We start from the raw sequence: 15990 nt of genomic DNA, 5'->3' as shown, positions 1-15990 counted from the left end.
GCCTTCCGCTCGGTCGCGCCGGGAACGGCACGCCGCGATCATAGGGGGCAGGGCCGGCGGCAGGGAAGGCGCCCGGTCGAGGGACATATCGCGACACGCAACCCCCAAGGGTGAGGGGATTGCTGTCCTATATCCGGCGCCCGACACTTCGGGGCCAGTGCGCCGCCATCGGGGCAGGCCCGGCCTGATCTCGGGGGGAAAGACAATGAGACGAAGCGCATGGCTGCTGGCGGCCGTCCTGGCCACCAGCCCCGTTGTCGCGGCCGCCCAGACCTGCCGTGGCGACACAGCGAAGCCGATCCTGGTCACCGGCCTGGCCGGCAGCCTGCAGAATCCGTGCCCGTCGCCGGACGGGACGGCGCTGGCCTTCACCAACTTCAAGCGCCGCTACAACCTCGGCGGGTCGGTGGTGTGGACCGTGCCGGCGGCCGGTGGCGCCCCGACCCGGGCGCTCAGCCCGCGCAGCGGGGCGCAGAGCGTCAACCTGCCCGGCCAGTGCTGGAGCGCGGCCGGCAACGTCGTCTATTCCTCGGATGTGGTCGACCGCGACGAGATCTACATCGTCCCGGCCGCTGGCGGCGCGGCGAAGCGCCTGACCGACCGGCCCGGCCTGCTGGCGTGGGAGCCGTCGATCTCCCCGATCCTGGCCGACCGCAGCCAGTGGATCGTGTTCGAATCGCACCGCGAAGCGGATCCCGAAGGTCCGGCCGAGCTGTGGAAGATGCGGGTCGACGGCAGCGGCCTGGCTCGGCTGACCCAGGGCGCCGACGACCGGCAGCCGCAATGGTCGCCGCGCGGCGACAGGATCGCCTTCCAGCGCCAGATCAAGACCGATCAGTGGGATGTGATGACGATCGACCCGGCCGGCGGCAGCTTGTTCAACGTCACCCGGGCCCCGGCGCTGTCGAACACCGATCCGTCCTGGTCGCCGAGCGGCGCCTGGCTGGTCTATTCGCGCGGCGGGCCGGAGCTGGACAACGCCAACCTGTTCGTGATCCCGGCGAGGGGCGGCACGCCGGTGCGGCTGACGGTCAATTGCGGCTATGACGGCGCGCCCGGCTGGTCGGCCGACGGCCGCAGCATCGTCTTCGAATCGGCGCCTTACGATCCGGATGCCCGGGGTAGCACCACGCTGTGGCGGATCGCGACCCCGGCCAGCATGCGGTAGCCGGCGGCAGGTCTCGACGGGCGGCCGTGGCTGAGCCCGGCCGCCCGGATACCGGAAATCAGGCCAGGGTCAGCGAGCGCGGCATCGCCACGGTGCGGGTGCGGCGGCGCTCCACCACCACGGCGCTGCCGGTGTTCGACCGGATGGTCGAGGTGATGCGCAGGGTCGACTTCTTGGCCATCTCCGCCGCCTGGGCGTCGGCCGCGGCGCGGACCTCGTCCAGCGACAGGCCGCTCAGCTCGGCAGCGACCTGCAGCCGCTCCTCGTAGTCGGCGGTCAGGCCCTCGGCGGCGTACAGCGCGTCGTCAACCGTCGGCAGCTCGCGCTTGGTGACATAGCGGACATTCTTGACGGCAGGCATTGGATCGCTCCCGTAAACCTTCACCTGTTGAGCCGGATCATTCGATCACGGCCTTGTGTCGGAAGGCCGGTCAAATGCCCGTAAAATGTGGTCCAAAGAGGGCGGGACCAAGCCGCCCGTTGGGCGACGCCGTGCCTCTCTGCACCTTGATGAGAATAATCATACGATATTGCGCTGCAACATAGATTTGCAGGAAATGCTGCGGTGCAATGCAACGGACGAAGGGCTCGTTTCGCTCCGTCGAAGTTTGTCGACAAATTAAATGCAGAAGGTATTCTAGGTCGGCCGCAGGCGGATCGGGCGGCGGAAACACAAGGGATGCAGGGCGATGGCGGGGCAGCGCTGGACCGGGGTCTACACGGCGATCACCACCAAGATGGATGCGCGGCAGGAGGTCGACCTGGCCGCGGTGCGCGATGATGTCGCGTTCCAGATCGAGAACGGGGTCGACGGCATCATCTGCTGCGGCTCGATCGGTGAGGCCAGCACCCTGACCGCCGACGAGAAGATGGCGATCGCCGGCGCGGTCAAGGAGGCGGCGGGCGGGCGCCCGGTGCTGCTGACCGTGGCCGAGGATTCGACCCGGGCCGCGGCGGTGCTGGCGGAGCGGGCGGCGGCGGCAGGGATGGACGGGCTGATGCTGCTGCCGGCGATGCGCTACGTCTCCGACCGGCGCGAGACCATCCAGCATTTCCGGACCGTGGCGCGGGCCACCGGCCTGCCGATCATGGTCTACAACAACCCGATCGCCTATTCGGTCGACGTCACGCCGGAGATGTTCGCCGAGATGGCGGACGAGAAGAACTTCGTCGCCATCAAGGAATCCTCGGGCGACGTTCGCCGCATCACCGACATCCTGAACACGGTCGGCAATCGCTACGACATCTTCACCGGCGTCGACGATTTGGCGCTGGAGAGCCTGATGCTGGGCGCGGTCGGCTGGGTCGCCGGCCTGGTCTGCGCCTTCCCGCGCGAGACGGTGGCGATCCACAAGCTGGTCGCGGCCGGGCGGATCCCCGAGGCGCTCGAGATCTACCGCTGGTTCATGCCGCTCTTGCACCTCGACGTGTCGCTGCGCTTCGTCCAGAACGTCAAGCTGGCCGAGGCGATCGTGCGCGGCACCTCGACGGTGGTGCGCCAGCCGCGGCTGGAGCTGCAGGGGGCCGAGCGCGACCGGGTCGAGACCATCGTCCGCACCGCCCTGGCCAAGCGCCCGGACCTGGCGAAATACGGGGTCTGAGGCCGATGGCGTAGGTTGGGTTCGCCTCTTGGCGAACCCAACAATCGTTCTCGCGGATGGATGTTGGGTTCGCGTTGCGAACCCAACCTACGAGTGTGGTCTCAACCCGGCTCTCCCTCCAGCACCAGCACATCCTCCCGGCCGAAGGTCACCGTGACCGGCTGGCCGCGCTCGGGCGGGGCCAGGCTGGGGCTGTTGAAGGTGTCGAGCGAGACCGCGTTTTCCTGGAACCGGACGCGGATCCGCACCACCGCGCCGAGGAAGTTCACATCCTCGATCGTCCCCTGCATCCGGTTGCGGTCGTCGCCGCGATCCTCGGTCGACCCGGCAAGGGCGATCGCCTCCGGCCGCAGCGCGACCGAGCGGATCTCGCCGTCTCTGCCGCCGGCGACGCCGCGGGCGGCGACGATGTCCTGGCCGTCGATCCGGATCCGCCCGCCGGCGGCGTCGACCACCTGGGCACGCAGGGTGTTCAGCGTGCCGACGAAAGAGGCGACGAAGCGGGTGCGCGGATAGTTGTAGACCTCGAACGGCGTGCCGACCTGCTCGGCATAGCCCTCGTTCATCACCACGATCCGGTCCGACATCGACAGGGCTTCTTCCTGGTCGTGCGTGACGAAGATGGTGGTGATGCCCAGGTCGCGCTGCAGCGCCTTGATCTCGCCGCGCAGCGACACCCGGATCTTGGCGTCCAGCGCCGACAGCGGCTCGTCCAGCAGCAGCACCTTCGGCTTGTTGGCCAGCGCCCGGGCCAGGGCGACGCGCTGCTGCTGCCCGCCGGACAGCTGGTAGGGATAGCGGTCGGCCAGATGCGGCAGCTTGATCAGCTCCAGCATCTCCTTGACCCGCTGGGCGATCTCGGCGCCCGGCTTCTTCGCCACCTTCAGGCCGAAGGCGACGTTGTCGGCCACCGTCATGTTCGGGAACAGGGCATAGGCCTGGAACACCATGCCGACATTGCGCTGGTTGGGCCTGAGGCGGGTGACGTCGCGGCCGTCGACGCGGATCGACCCGCCGGTCGGGATCTCGAACCCCGCCACCATGCGCAGGGTCGTGGTCTTGCCGCAGCCGGACGGGCCGAGGAAGGAGATGAACTCGCCGCGCTTCACCGCCAGGTCGAAATCGTGGACCACGGTGTTCTGGCCGTAGCTCTTGCGCAGGCCGCTGATCTCGAGGAAGTCCGTGTCCATCGCTTCACCTGGCTGCGGCGCGAATGCGGTCGAATGGTTCATCGTGTGGCCGCCGATGAGCCGCGGCGGCCGCGGCCGAAGATCTGCAGCAGGCCCATGCAGGCCCAGGTGACGATGAAGGCGATGATCGCCAGCGCCGCCGGCTCATACGCCCGGTTGGCGCCGACCAGCTGCAGATAGGGGCCGAAGGCCGGCCGGTTCAGCAGGCTGGCGAAGGTGAACTCGCCGATGACGATGGCGAAGGTCAGGAAGGCGCCGCTCAGCACCGCCGAGCGGACATTCGGCAGGATCACCCGGAACAGGATCCGGGCCCGGCCGGCGCCCAGGCACTCGGCCGCCTCGGTCAGGGTGCGGACGTCGATCGCCCCGAGGCCGGTGTCGACCGCCCGGTACATGTAGGGCAGCGCCAGGGTGACGTAGCCGAAGGTCAGCAGCAGGTCGGTGCCGCGCTCGCTGCCCAGCAGCGGCAGGATCGACGAGGTGTTGAACAGCTGGATGTAGCCGAACACCAGCACGATCGCCGGGATCACCAGCGGCAACAGGGTGATGAACTCGATGACCGGGCGCAGCCGCGGCAGGCGCAGCCGCACCCAATAGGCGGTCGGCACCACCAGCAGCACCCCGACCGCGATGGTCGCCAGCGCCAGCACGCAGGAATACAGGAAGCTGGCCTGGAAGCCGGGGTCGGCCAGCACGATGCGGTAGGCGTCGAGGCTGTATTCGCCGCGCCGCATGCGCAGCGAGAACTCCAGCGTGCCGATCAGCGGCACGATGAAGTACAGCGCGCCGACGATCAGCGCGATCCAGGCGCCGATGCGGTTCTGCTTCATCGCAGCCACCGTTCGCTGCGGGCGCGCAGGATCATGTAGAGGCCGTTGGACAGGCCGGTGATCAGGATCATGCCGAGCGCCAGGGCGTAGCCGAGATTGGGGTTGTGCAGCACGTCGCCGCGGATCTGGGCGTAGAGCAGGATCGGCACGATGTTCAGCGAGCTGCCGGTCAGCGCATAGGCGGTGGCGATGGCGCCGAAGGCGTTGGCGAACAGCAGCAGCGTGGTGCCGACGATGCTGGGCCAGAGGATCGGCAGCGCGACCATGCGCCAGTACTGCGCGGTGGAGGCGCCGAGGATGGAAGAGGCCTCGCGCCATTCCTTCTTCAGCCCGTCCAGCGCCGGCGCCAGGATCAGCACCATCAGCGGGATCTGGAAGTAGAGGTAGGTCAGCGTCAGGCCCCAGAAGCTGAGCAGGTTGAAGCCGGTCTGGTACAGCCGGAAGCCCAGCACCGGGCTGACGAAGGTGTCGAACAGGATCGTCACCAGGCCGAGCCGCCCGAGGGTGGCGATGAAGGCGAAGGCCAGCGGCACGCCGGCGAAGTTCGAGGCGACGCCGCAGAAGGTCATCAGCGTCGGCCGGATCCAGCCCGGCAACCCGCCCATCACCACGGCATAGGCCAGGAAGAATCCGATCAGCGCGCCGAGCAGGGCGGAGGCGAGGCTGACCCGGATCGAGATCCAGTAGGCGTCGACGATCGAACGCTGGAACAGGTTGGCGACGTTGTCGAAGGTGAACGACCCGTCCGGCGTCTGGAAGCTGCCGACCAGCAGATAGCCGGTGGGCAGCACCAGGAACAGCAGGGCGAACAGGAAGAACGGCGCCACCCCGAGCCAGGCCCAGTTGATCCTGGACGGGCTGGCCGGCGCGGCGAGGGGGGCTGCGATCGAGGCCTGGGTCATCGGCGCCTGCTGCGGGAAACGGGCCGCGTGGACGGAAGACGCAAGAGGCCGCGCCATCCCCCGGCCGTAGCGTAGGGCAGGGGACGGCGCGGCCTCAAGCGGCTTACTTGACGTTGGCGCCGACCACGGAGTCCCACTGCTTGGTGATGATCTCCTTGGCCTTGTTCTGGTCGTCGAGGCTCGGGAACACCGCGACGGCATAGGATTCGGCCGGCGGCAGGGCCTTCAGCAGGTCCTCGGGGATCTTCTTGGTGTCGGCCAGGTTCTGGAACCGGATCGGGTGGCAGTAGCCCTTGAGGTAGCCGATCTGGCCCTCATCCGAATACAGATGCTCCATCCACAGCTTGGCGGCGTTCGGATGCGGCGCATAGGCGCTGATCGCCTGGACATAGACGCCGGCGACGACACCGGTCTTCGGCACCACCACCTCGACCTCCGGGTTGCCCTTCAGCGTGTCGCGGTCGCCGAGGGCATTGTAGTCCCAGCGGATGATGATCGGGGTGGCGCCCTGGGCCAGCGGGGCCGCCTTGCCGATGGTCGGCACGAGGTTGCCGGCCTTGTTCAGCTCGCCGAAGAACTTCAGCCCGGCCTCGGCCGCCTTGACGGCGTCCTTCTCGGTCGACAGGCCGGCAGCCAGGACGGCCAGGATCGCCTGGTTCGAGGTGCGCGGGTCGCCGGCCAGGGCGACGGAGTTGGCGTAGTCGGAGGCCAGCAGGTCCTTCCAGTCGGCCGGGATCTTGCTGACGATGTCCTTGTTCACCTCGAAGGCCAGCACGCCGTAATAGTCGCCGTACCAGTAGCCCTCCGGGTCCTTGGCGCTGTCCGGGATCGTGTCCCAGGTCGACACCTTGTAGGGGGCGATCAGGCCCTCGGCCTTGGCCGACGGGCCGAAGGACAGGCCGACGTCGATTACATCTGGGGCTTGGGGGCCTTTGTTTCCTTTATTGGCCTTGATCGCTTCGATCTCGTCGCCCGAGCCGGCGTCGGGGTTCAGCTCGTTGACCTTCAGCCCGTATTTGGCCTTGAAGCTGTCGATGACGCCGCCGTAGCCGCACCAGTCATGGGGCAGGGCGATGGTGGTCAGCTCGCCCTCGGCCTTGGCCGCGGCGATCAGCTCGGCCGGCGGCTCGGCCCTCGCGGCGGAGGCGGCCAGCGCCAGGGCCGAGATCGACAGCACGGATGTCCACGACGCCTTCATGTCACAACCCCTGTTCATCTGTCTGTTTGGCGGATTTTAAGAAAATCCCCGAATGCGGGCCGGACTGTGTTGTGCAACGCAGTCCTTGTCAAGGTGAATACTGAGCGATAGCCGAGCCATGACATGGCGGCTGCCACACTATTGCAATCCAGCTGTAATAATAACGTCATGAAATCATGACGCCGTCAACGACTCCCTGCACGGGCCTGTGTCCGGCCTTGGAGCAATAGTGACTCAGGGGGAAGCGGTCATCTGTTCCGGCTGCGGCATGATCCGTCGCGCTTCGGCCGAAGCGGGTCGGGGGCGGGCTTTCGCGGCCGGGCGGCGCTGGCTATGGTGCGGCCTTCGAGTCACCAGAGTGAACGGGAACCGACCCATGGCAGGAAGCATCGAGGCGCGGCTGAAGGAGAAGGGCGTCACCCTTCCGAACGTCGCGGCGCCGGCGGCGAACTACGTCCCCTCCGTGATTTCGGGCAGCATGCTCTACATCTCCGGCCAGGTGCCGTTCGTCGACGGCAAGATCAGCCACACCGGCAAGCTCGGCGCCGAGTTCACGATCGAGGACGGCTATGCCTGCGCCCGGATCTGCGCCATCAACATCCTGGCTGCGGCCAAGTCGGCGCTGGGCGGCGACCTCGACCGCGTCGTCCGGGTGGTGAAGCTGGGCGGCTTCGTCAATTCGACGCCGGACTTCACCGACCAGCCCAAGGTGGTCAACGGCGCGTCGGACCTGATGGCCGAGGCCTTCGGCGAGGCCGGCAAGCACGCCCGGGCCGCGGTCGGCGTCGCCCAGCTGCCGCTCGGCTGCGCCGTCGAGGTCGAGGCGATCTTCGAGATCCGGTAGGCGCCTCTTCCGGCAGGAGGGGCGATGCGCATCATCGAGAGCCTGGACAATCCGCGCGCCAAGCTGTGGGCGGCGCTGCTGGAGAGCCGCGGCCTGCGCAAGCACCGCCGCTTCCTGCTGGCCGGGCGCAAGACGGTGGGGGAGGCGCTGGCGCAGCACCCCGACCGGTTCGAAACGCTGCTGCTGCCGCCCGGCGCCGAGGATCTGCCGGTGCCGGCGGAGCTGGAGCGCATCCGCCTCGGCCGAGCCCTGTTCGACCGGCTCGACGTCGCCGGCACCGGCCTGCCGATCCTGGTCGGGGTGGTGCCGGAGATGGCGGCGATCGACCTGGCCCGGCCGCCCGAGGGGCTGGAGCTGGTCTGCGCCCTCGGCGACCCCAGCAATCTCGGCGCCCTGCTGCGCAGCGCCGCCGCCTTCGCCGTGTCCCGCGTCATCCTGCTGGCCGATGCGGCGCATCCGTTCCATCCGAAATGCCTGCGCGCGGCATCGAACGCGCAGTTCGCGCTGGAGCTGCGCCGCGGCCCGGCCTGGGCCGGGCTGGCGCAGGCGGCAGGGCCGCTGCTGGCGCTGGACGGGCAGGGCGAGGACCTGTCGGGCTTCGCCTGGCCGCGCGATCTGCGGCTGGTGCTGGGCGAGGAAGGGCTGGGCCTGCCGCCGGGCCTCAACCTGCGCCGGCTGGCGATCCCGACCACCGGCGCGGTCGAATCGCTCAACGCCACCGTCGCCGCCAGCCTGGCGCTGTACGGGCATTTTGTGGCGCACTCCCGCGCGATCTCCCCCTCCCCACGCGGGAGGGGGTAGGGGGAGGGGGTGTCGATCGAAGAGAGCTTGTGTCGCCTGTCTGGGTCGCTGCGGATCTCGCCAGGCGTTCGATATCAGTTCCAGCGGCGCCAAACCCCTCCCCCTACCCCCTCCCGCAAGGGGAGGGGGAGAGTGTTGGGGGCGGATTGGTCGAAGCCTCAGGCCACCGCCATCTCGGCCATCTCGTAGCGCACCGGGATTCCGTCGGCGCGGCCGATCAGGCCGCGGGCGTTGGCCAGGGCGCCAGGCACCAGCTCGAGGCCGAGCAGCCGGTCGTAGTCGACCGGGCCCGGCAGCATCAGGCCGAGGGTCAGGTCGCGGCGGAAGCCGAAGCGGCGGTAGTACGGCTCGTCGCCGACCAGGATCACGCTGCGGTGGCCGAAGGCCGCCGCGCGCGACAGGCCGGCCCGCATCAGCCGCGAGCCGATGCCGCTCGAGCGCAGCCCCTCGGCGACCGCGAGCGGGCCGAGCAGGATGGTCTCGCCGATGCCGTCGACATGGATCGGCCAGAAGCGCAGCGTGCCGACCAGCTCGCCATCCTCCAGCGCCACCAGGCCGAGCTCGTTGTTCGGCCGCACCCCGTCGCGCAGCCGGTAGACGGTCTTGCCGAAGCGCCCCTCGCCGAAGCAGTCGACGACAAGATCCTCGATGGCGGCCGCGTGGCGCGGCCGCTCCCGCATGATGTCCATGACCCGGATCTCCAAACCCAGCGGTTCAGATGTAGTAGGCCTTGAGGGGGGCGAAGCCGTTGAAGGCGACCGCCGAATAGGTCGTCGTGTAGGCGCCGGTGCCGTGGATCAGCACCTTGTCGCCGATCGCGAGCGAAACCGGCATCGGGTAGGGCGTCTTCTCGTACAGCACGTCGGCGCTGTCGCAGGTCGGGCCGGCCAGGATCGCCGGCTCGGCCGCCTCGCCGTCATGGACCGTGCTGATCGGATACCGGATCGCCTCGTCCATGGTCTCGGCCAGGCCGCCGAACTTGCCGATGTCGAGATAGACCCAGCGGGTGTTGTCGTTCGCCGACTTGTTCGAGATCAGCACGACCTCGGTCTGGATCACCCCGGCATTGCCGACCATGCCGCGGCCCGGCTCGATGATGGTCTCGGGCAGGCGGTTGCCGAAATGCTGGCGCAGGCTGCTGTCGATGGCGCGGCCATAGGCCTCCGGCGTCGGCACCTCCTTGAGGTACCGGGTCGGAAAGCCGCCGCCGAGATTGACCATCTTCAGCTCGATGCCCTTGGCCGCCAGGTCGCGGAAGATCGACGCGGCCGATTCCAGCGCCTGGTCCCAGGCGCCGGTGTCGCGCTGCTGCGACCCGACATGGAACGACACGCCATAGGCGTCGAGGCCGAGGCCCGGCGCCATCGCCAGCAGCTCGCGCGCCATCGACGGCTCGCAGCCGAACTTGCGCGACAGCGGCCATTCGGCGCCCTCGCCCGAGGTCAGGATGCGGCAGAACACGCGGCTGCCCGGCGCGACCTCGGCGATCTTGCGCAGCTCCGCCTCGCTGTCGAAGGCGAACAGGCGCACGCCGAGCGCGTAGGCGGTGGCGATGTCGACCCGCTTCTTGATGGTGTTGCCGAAGGAGACGCGGTCCGGGGTGGCGCCGGCGGCCAGCGCGTCGCGGATCTCGACGACGCTGGCGGTGTCGAAGCACGAGCCCAGCGAAGCCAGCAGCGACAGGATCTCCGGCGCCGGGTTGGCCTTCACCGCGTAGAAGATGCGGCTGTCGGGCATGGCGGCGGCGAGGGCCTGGTAGTTGCCGGCCACGACGTCTAGGTCCAGCACGAGGCACGGAGTCTCGGGACGTCGCTCTTCCAGGAAGGAGGCAATCTTGGTGTTCATGGGGACTGATCCCTCACGGCAAGCCAGTTCAAACCAAACCGTTGCCTGAGGCGCCCGCCTCTGCTCACCGGCGACGAAACCCGGCGGCACATGCGGATCCGGATCGCAGAGACGGGATCGCGGGACGACGCCAAGGGCGCCACCCGGGAAGACCATCCAAACAATCACGGAAGAGGAACCCTCTCCGCACCTGCAACCGAAAAACTTCTCTTCAACCCAGCCGGCCGAAGCCGGACAGACCGAGGAGACGCGTGACGTCGTTGCTGTGCCCACCTGGGTCGAAGTGTCGGTTCGACCGGGCGGGCCGGGGCACGTGCGAATACGTTCCGAGGGCTGAAATACGGTCGGTGCCCCCCTGATGCAAGTGAAATTTTGTTGTTGGAAAATTTATCCCGTCACCGTAGCGCCACAGCCTCAGCCTATTCCTGAATTTCGCCGCATTCCGTCTTGATATTGCGGGATTCTCGCGAGATAAAGTTTACATTATGACGACCCGCTCTTCCGGCAAGCCTGCCTTGCGTGCCACTGGTGGCCGCTCCCGGACGAGCACGTCCGCCGGCAAGTCTCCGCCCCGACGTCCCAAATCCACGGCCAAATCGACGCCCAAGTCGAGTCGGGGGCCGCGCAAGTCCTCGGGCCGCCGGCACTGGCTTTGGGGCGTGGCGAAGTGGGGCGCGGTGCTGTCGATCTGGGGCGTGATCGCGCTCGGCGTGGTCGTCGCCTATTTCGCCTACGACCTGCCCGACATCCGCCAGGTGGCGATGCCGGAGCGGCGCACGGCGATCACCGTGGTCGCCGACGATGGCGGCCAGATCGCCCGCTACGGCGACATGACCGGCGACATGGTCCAGGCCTCGGCCCTGCCGAAGCACCTGACCCAGGCGGTGCTGGCGATCGAGGACCGCCGCTTCTACCACCATTACGGCATCGACCCGATCGGCGTGGCCCGGGCGCTGTGGGTGAACTACCGGGCCGGCCGGGCGGTGCAGGGCGGCTCGACCATCACCCAGCAGGCGGCCAAGAACCTGTTCCTGACGCCGGAGCGCACGGTCCGCCGCAAGATCCAGGAGGCGATCCTGGCGGTGTGGCTGGAGATGAACTTCTCCAAGGACCAGATCCTCACCGCCTATCTCAACCGGGTCTATTTCGGCTCCGGTACCTACGGCATCGACGCCGCCGCCCGCGCCTATTTCGGCGTGCCGGCGACCGATGTGAACCTGGAGCAGTCGGCGATCCTGGCCGGCCTGCTGAAGGCGCCGTCGCGCTACTCGCCGGACCGCGACCCGGAGGCGGCGCGGCAGCGCGCCGATGTGGTGCTGGCGGCGATGGTGGATGCCGGCTTCATCACCGACAAGCAGCTCGCGGCGGCCGACGAGCAGCCGCCGGTGCCGCCGCGCCGGCCGGGCGGCGGCTCGGGCAGCCGCTACTTCGCCGACTGGATCGCCGACCAGGTGCCGGATTTCGTCAACACCGCGGCCCCGGCGCTCAGGGTCGAGACGACGCTGGTGCCGTCGCTGCAGCGCGCCGCCGAACGCATCGTCGACGCCCGCATGGCGGAGGATGGCGGCAAGGTCGGCGCCAGCCAGGCGGCGCTGGTGGCGATGCGGCCGGACGGCGCCGTGGTCGCCATGGTCGGCGGCCGCGGCTACAGCCAGAGCCAGTTCAACCGCGCGGTGACGGCGCAGCGCCAGCCCGGCTCCTCCTTCAAGATGTTCGCCTATCTCTCGGCGGTGGAGCAGGGGCTGACCCCGGACAGCCTGGTGCTGGACGCGCCGATCACGATCAAGAACTGGTCGCCCGGCAATTATGACGGCAAGTTCCACGGCGAGGTGACGGCGCGCGAGGCGCTGGCCAAATCCTACAACACCGCCGCGGTGCGCATGCTGCAGCGGGCCGGCATCAACCGGACGATCGAGCTGGCCCGCCGGCTCGGCATCAATTCGCCGCTGCGGCCGGAGCTGTCGCTGGCGCTGGGCACCAGCGAGGTCAACCTGCTGGAGCTGACGGCCGCCTATGCCGCCCTGGCCAACCAGGGCAACGGCGTCTGGCCCTATGGCGTCGAGCGCATCGGCCCGCCGGGCGAAAGCGCGCTCTACACCCGCTTCGGCGGCGGCCCGGGCGAGGCGGTGCTGCCCTGGCATGTCGAGGCGATCAACCGGATGCTGGGCGCCACCATGACCATCGGCACCGGCCGCAGCGCCCGGCTGGACGACCGGCCCTCGGCGGGCAAGAGCGGCACCAGCCAGGGCTATCGCGACGCCTGGTTCATCGGCTTCACCGCCGATTACGTGGTCGGCGTCTGGGTCGGCAACGATGACGGCACGCCGATGGACAAGGTGACCGGCGGCAGCCTGCCGGCCAAGATCTGGCACGACTTCATGGTCGAGGCCGAGCGCGGCAAGCCGGCCCGGCCGCTGCTGGGCGTCGACAACTCGCTGCCGGCCGCGGTGGCGACGGCGGGAGGGGGCGTAGCTCCAGCTCCGGCCGCGATCGCCCCGACCGTCACGCCTTCAGGCGCGCCGAAGCTGCTGGTGCCGCCCACGGCGGTCACCGCCCCGACGGTGCAGCCGGCGAAGCAGGAGCTCGACCAGGGCGGGCTGGAGGGCCTGATCGGCAGCCTGGGGAACGGGTGATCGCCTGCGGATCGGGAACGCCTGCAGCCGCCCGACCGGCTCTCCCGCTTGGACATCGGTTCTCCATCTCAGAGAACTGTCCCTATTTTCCCTGTCTCACTTCAGGGTCCACTCCACTGGCGCATAGCGGTTACGCGTCTGACGGCTTGGCCAAGTCTTCGCGATAGACCGGTCGAAACAAGTCCGTTGTGCAAGGCAAAGCGTGCCTAGTCATTCCTGTTGATACTTTCAACTGTCGATTGAAATTGCTCAACAGTCCAGTCACCGTATTGAAAATTGTTAAATGCAATGTTCAAATCTTGTGCAGGTTTATCGCCTCGCGTGGAGCATAGATTAGGTGTGAAACTTAGCGTATAGATCAAGTTTTGCAGCTCCTGACTTAAATCGCTAAATTTCTGTGACATTTGTTTTATTCCTCATTTTGAACAAAACCGCCCCGTGCGGGCGCGAGCCTGACGATCAGAGTGTGTCAGCAAGCTTGATGTCTGTCCATGCTCAGATTCCTGCAACTCCGCTTTATAAGACTATTAGCCTGAGAGGAATTTGAGGGGAATTACGGTGACACTGGGAATTACGGTGACACTGCACTTTTAGCGGGCTTTCGGCCGCGTCTGGCAGGGGCGAGGGATCGGCCGCTCTCGCGTTCGAGCCGGTCGAGGAAGTCGCGGCCACCCAGCGGCCGGCCGATCTGCTCGGCCCGCCGCAACCGCGTCGATGCCGCCTCGTCCTCGCTGGCGGCGAGGATCGCGGGGAAATCGGGATAGCGCGACAGCACCGGCTCCACCGTCGTCACGCCGTCTGCCGCGACCCGGCCGAGATGGACCGGCGCGCTGGACCAGGGCCAGTCCGCCGCCCGCTGCACCAGCCCGGCCCGCACAGGGTTGAGCGCGACATAGCGCAGCGCCGCCCCGAGATGCTCCTCATCCATCGCGACGCAGCCGAAGCGCCCCTGCCAGAAATGGCCGCTGCGCCCGAGCCGGGCATGGATGTGGCCGGCATAGTAGCGATGCACCGGCGCCAGCGCCCGGCGGAGGCCGTCCGGATCGCCAGGCACCAGGATCAGATGGACATGGTTCGGCATCAGCACCCAGGACCAGATTTCGACCTCCGCCGCCGCGCAATGGGTGGCGAGCAGGTCGCGGTAGAGCGCGTAGTCCTTGTCGTGGAAGAAGGTTTGCGCCCGCCCGTTGCCGCGCTGGGTGACGTGATGCGGAAGCCCGGAAACACCGCACGCGCCAGCCGAGCCACGCCCCCTCCCTTGCGAAGCGATCCGGCCTCAGAATCGCACTCAATTTGTGCACTGTCACCGAATTAATTCCGAATTAATTCCGATCGCCCATGACCGTCACGCCTTCGGGCGCGCCGAAGGTGCTGGTGCCGCCGACGGCGGTCACGGCCCCGACGGTGCAGCCGGCGAAGCAGGAGCTCGACCAGGGCGGGCTGGAGGGCCTGATCGGCAGCCTGGGGAACGGGTGACGGCTCGGATTTTCGCGTCTCAGCCCAGGGGTGCAGTCCACCAGTTTACTTGGCCGCATCGGCTGCGGTTTCGCCCGGCGGCATGATCCGGAACATGAAGGTCGAAACGCTCTCTCCGGGTTTGAACGGCCCGGGGACCTGGTTATGAACAGGGGCTGAACTTTGGAGAAAAGCCACGATCGCCATGGCGTCATCCGCCGTGAGCTGTGCGAAGGCGTGCCATGGCATGATCGGCGCCAGCATGCGGCCGTCCGGCCGTTTGCCGCCTTGTATCGCCGTCACGATCTGCTCCCGGGTCCAACTGCCGATGCCCGTCTCTTTGTCTGGTGTGATGTTGGGGCCGACAAAGACGCCCTGGCCCGGAATCTCGAAGCCCACATCGGAGCCGCCAAGGAAGCGTGACATGTCGGGCCTTCCGAAGAAATATCCCGGCGTGTGACAGTCGTTGCAGCCGCTGATCGTGACGAGATATTTGCCGCGCGCAATCTGAGGATCATCCGCAAGGGCCGTGACTGCTGGGAGCACAGCGACCGATGCGATCAGAAATGCAAGGCAACTGCGTAACATGATTATGCCTCCCTTGCCCTGCTTGCCTATCGCTCTCCGCGCATGGCCGCAAAGCATTTGTCGCTAATTTATCACATAATCAAAGATCCTTGGGACTCTCCGTTCATTGTATCACGCGAGGTCGCCCCAGGAGACCGCCCCATTGAGGTCTACGAGCCGTATGCCCTAATCGGGCACGTACGGATCTGTGCGGGGGCGCTCAGCAATGGGCGTCCCCTACCGCGATCCGAATTACCCCCGGCGGGGCACGCCATGACGGGTTGAGGGCCGGCAGCGGCTTTATGTTCCCTATTTGTTCTTGACGCGACGCCGCGTCACGTGGCATGATTCAGGCAGAGTCGAACAGTCGCGCCCGCCCGGCATTGCCGTGGCGGGCTTTTTCGTGGGAGGCCGGAATGGAGGAGGGTGTTGTCGCGTGGGCCGTGGGGGTCGATCCGAGCGGTCGTTCGTTCGCCCAGCGCTTCGCGCGGCACGGCAATGGCCGCCTCGCCGCCGCCGAGGTCGGTTATAAGAAGCCCGGCGCGCGAGCGCATCGCCTGCTGGAAAGGCCCGAGATCGTGGTCGCCTGCCTGGAGGAGGTCGAGCTGGACCGGCGAAAGGGCATCCCGCTGCTTCCCGTCGTCAAGCGCAAGCTGACCGCCTCGATCGCGCGGGCCCGCAAGCGCGGTGGCGCCACCGCCGAGTCCGCCGCCGCCCTGCCCAATCTGGAGCAGGCGGCCGAGGAGTTCCAGCGCCACCACGGGTTCGAAGAGAGAGAGGCCCGGGCCGCCCCCTCACTCGAAATCGCCGGCGCGATTTCGACCCCGGGTCAGGACCGGGGCAGGCTTTCTCCCGAGGGAGAGGTGCCGCGCCCTGCCTTGCCGCGCTGGCGGCTGCCGCGCGCGTTCCGGGATCTCAAGAAGCGGTCGCGCTACAAGGCGCTGCATGGCGGGCGC

General features: G+C 67.9%; 16 protein-coding genes. 7 read left to right on the top strand and 9 right to left on the bottom strand.

Features of this window, described 5'->3' with window-relative positions; translation table 11 throughout:
- Positions 1–205 precede the first annotated feature (205 nt).
- Positions 206–1168 carry a TolB family protein gene (locus AAHM41_RS18660; protein ID WP_342238071.1) on the top strand — a complete coding sequence of 321 codons (963 nt, stop codon included), beginning with the start codon at positions 206–208 and terminating at the stop codon, positions 1166–1168.
- 58 nt (positions 1169–1226) lie between these two features.
- Here AAHM41_RS18660 and AAHM41_RS18655 read toward each other — a convergent pair whose 3' ends face one another.
- Entirely contained in the window at positions 1227–1529 is a 303-nt protein-coding gene (locus AAHM41_RS18655) for a hypothetical protein (protein WP_342238070.1), read from the bottom strand.
- A gap of 328 nt (positions 1530–1857) precedes the next feature.
- Here AAHM41_RS18655 and AAHM41_RS18650 point away from each other — a divergent pair, with 328 nt between their 5' ends.
- Positions 1858–2769 (top strand): dihydrodipicolinate synthase family protein, encoded by a 912-nt coding sequence (locus tag AAHM41_RS18650; RefSeq protein ID WP_342238069.1) that lies wholly within the window; start codon positions 1858–1860, stop codon positions 2767–2769.
- Between the two features lie 101 nt (positions 2770–2870).
- Here AAHM41_RS18650 and AAHM41_RS18645 read toward each other — a convergent pair whose 3' ends face one another.
- From AAHM41_RS18645 to AAHM41_RS18630, 4 genes are all read right to left on the bottom strand, one after another.
- Positions 2871–3959, bottom strand: coding sequence for an ABC transporter ATP-binding protein (locus AAHM41_RS18645; RefSeq protein ID WP_342238068.1), 1089 nt, complete (start codon positions 3957–3959; stop codon positions 2871–2873).
- A 38-nt stretch (positions 3960–3997) separates the two neighbouring features.
- A complete protein-coding gene (locus AAHM41_RS18640) occupies positions 3998–4789 on the bottom strand; it encodes an ABC transporter permease (protein ID WP_342238067.1) in 792 nt (263 codons plus the stop codon).
- Positions 4786–5691 (bottom strand): ABC transporter permease, encoded by a 906-nt coding sequence (locus tag AAHM41_RS18635; protein WP_342238066.1) that lies wholly within the window; start codon positions 5689–5691, stop codon positions 4786–4788. The genes AAHM41_RS18640 and AAHM41_RS18635 overlap by 4 nt, the downstream gene beginning before the upstream one ends.
- 103 nt (positions 5692–5794) lie before the next feature.
- Positions 5795–6889, bottom strand: coding sequence for an ABC transporter substrate-binding protein (locus tag AAHM41_RS18630; RefSeq protein ID WP_342238065.1), 1095 nt, complete (start codon positions 6887–6889; stop codon positions 5795–5797).
- A gap of 376 nt (positions 6890–7265) precedes the next feature.
- Between AAHM41_RS18630 and AAHM41_RS18625 the strand changes: the two genes are divergently transcribed.
- Both AAHM41_RS18625 and AAHM41_RS18620 read left to right on the top strand, forming a co-directional pair.
- Entirely contained in the window at positions 7266–7733 is a 468-nt protein-coding gene (locus AAHM41_RS18625; protein WP_342238064.1) for a RidA family protein, read from the top strand.
- Positions 7734–7757: 24 nt separating this feature from the next.
- Positions 7758–8534: a TrmH family RNA methyltransferase gene (locus tag AAHM41_RS18620; RefSeq protein WP_342238063.1), complete on the top strand. Its 777-nt coding sequence runs from the start codon at positions 7758–7760 to the stop codon at positions 8532–8534.
- A 158-nt stretch (positions 8535–8692) separates the two neighbouring features.
- On the opposite strand, the gene AAHM41_RS18615 is transcribed toward AAHM41_RS18620, so the two are convergent.
- The gene (locus AAHM41_RS18615; protein ID WP_342238062.1) at positions 8693–9223 is read right to left on the bottom strand and encodes a GNAT family N-acetyltransferase; all 531 of its coding nucleotides are present in this window, start codon (positions 9221–9223) and stop codon (positions 8693–8695) included.
- A gap of 25 nt (positions 9224–9248) precedes the next feature.
- Complete coding sequence (locus AAHM41_RS18610) at positions 9249–10379, bottom strand: type III PLP-dependent enzyme (protein WP_342238061.1); 1131 nt, start codon at positions 10377–10379, stop codon at positions 9249–9251.
- 659 nt (positions 10380–11038) lie between these two features.
- Here AAHM41_RS18610 and AAHM41_RS18605 point away from each other — a divergent pair.
- Complete coding sequence (locus tag AAHM41_RS18605) at positions 11039–13012, top strand: transglycosylase domain-containing protein (RefSeq protein WP_342238060.1); 1974 nt, start codon at positions 11039–11041, stop codon at positions 13010–13012.
- Positions 13013–13583: 571 nt separating this feature from the next.
- Here the strand turns inward: AAHM41_RS18605 and AAHM41_RS18600 are convergent.
- Complete coding sequence (locus AAHM41_RS18600; RefSeq protein ID WP_342238089.1) at positions 13584–14282, bottom strand: transposase; 699 nt, start codon at positions 14280–14282, stop codon at positions 13584–13586.
- A 68-nt stretch (positions 14283–14350) separates the two neighbouring features.
- On the opposite strand from AAHM41_RS18600, the gene AAHM41_RS18595 reads away from it, so the two are divergent.
- Positions 14351–14488 (top strand): hypothetical protein, encoded by a 138-nt coding sequence (locus tag AAHM41_RS18595; RefSeq protein ID WP_342238059.1) that lies wholly within the window; start codon positions 14351–14353, stop codon positions 14486–14488.
- A 45-nt stretch (positions 14489–14533) separates the two neighbouring features.
- Here AAHM41_RS18595 and AAHM41_RS18590 read toward each other — a convergent pair whose 3' ends face one another.
- The gene (locus AAHM41_RS18590) at positions 14534–15055 is read right to left on the bottom strand and encodes a c-type cytochrome (RefSeq protein ID WP_342238058.1); all 522 of its coding nucleotides are present in this window, start codon (positions 15053–15055) and stop codon (positions 14534–14536) included.
- 395 nt (positions 15056–15450) lie between these two features.
- Here AAHM41_RS18590 and AAHM41_RS18585 point away from each other — a divergent pair.
- Positions 15451–15990: hypothetical protein (locus AAHM41_RS18585; RefSeq protein WP_342238057.1), on the top strand; the 540-nt coding region annotated here is incomplete at its 3' end.

This window comes from Inquilinus sp. OTU3971, from assembly GCF_038440215.1.
The sequence above is the reverse complement of the archived record's forward strand: the minus strand, read 5'-3'. Positions and strand labels throughout refer to the sequence as shown.